The sequence below is a fragment of the Vibrio sp. R-1 genome (assembly GCF_035615595.1).
In the GTDB taxonomy this organism is placed as follows: Bacteria; Pseudomonadota; Gammaproteobacteria; order Enterobacterales; family Vibrionaceae; genus Vibrio; species Vibrio cholerae.
Genome location: NZ_WPDC01000215.1, coordinates 1 through 1,109, shown reverse-complemented (window position 1 = coordinate 1,109; position 1,109 = coordinate 1). Strand labels below are relative to the sequence as shown.

Here is a 1,109-nt window from a genome sequence, read left to right as displayed (position 1 = left end):
ATTAAGCGATGATCTTAGCTACAACACCAGCACCTACAGTACGGCCACCTTCACGGATAGCGAAGCGTAGACCTTCGTCCATCGCGATTGGTGCAATCAGGTCTACAACCATCTTCACGTTGTCGCCTGGCATTACCATTTCTACGCCTTCTGGTAGCTCGATGCTGCCTGTTACGTCAGTTGTACGGAAGTAGAACTGTGGACGGTAACCTTTGAAGAATGGAGTATGACGGCCACCTTCGTCTTTTGACAGTACGTATACTTCTGATTCGAACTTAGTGTGTGGTGTGATTGAACCTGGCTTCGCCAGTACTTGACCACGCTCTACTTCTTCACGCTTAGTACCACGTAGTAGTGCACCTACGTTCTCACCTGCACGACCTTCGTCAAGCAGCTTACGGAACATCTCTACACCTGTACAGGTCGTTTTTACTGTCTCTTTGATACCAACGATCGCTACTTCGTCACCCACTTTCAGGATGCCACGCTCGATACGGCCAGTTACTACTGTACCACGACCTTGGATTGAGAATACGTCTTCGATTGGCATCAGGAATGCCATGTCTACTGCACGCTCTGGCTCTGGAATGTATGTATCCAGTGCTTCTGCTAGCTCAACAATCTTCGCTTCCCACTGTGCTTCGCCGTTTAGCGCGCCTAGTGCTGAACCTTGGATTACAGGCAGGTCATCACCTGGGAAATCGTACTCAGACAGCAGCTCACGAACTTCCATCTCTACCAGCTCTAGAAGCTCTTCATCGTCAACCATGTCACACTTGTTCATGAATACGATGATGTAAGGAATACCTACCTGGCGACCCAGCAGGATGTGCTCACGAGTTTGTGGCATTGGACCGTCAGTTGCCGCTACAACTAGGATACCGCCGTCCATCTGTGCTGCACCGGTGATCATGTTCTTAACATAATCCGCGTGTCCTGGACAGTCTACGTGTGCGTAGTGACGGTTTGGAGTATCGTACTCTACGTGAGAAGTATTGATTGTAATACCACGCTCACGCTCTTCTGGTGCGTTGTCGATTGACGCGAAGTCACGAGCTTTACCGCCGTATACTTTTGCAAGTACAGTACAGATAGCTGCAGTTAGAGTT

At 49.4% G+C, this 1,109-nt stretch carries 1 protein-coding gene; it reads right to left on the bottom strand.

Translation table 11 applies throughout. The features are described 5' to 3' along the window. Position 1: 1 nt before the first annotated feature. On the bottom strand, positions 2 to 1,109 hold a 1,108-nt coding region (tuf, locus tag GOU96_RS17700; RefSeq protein WP_324702088.1), incomplete at its 5' end, for an elongation factor Tu.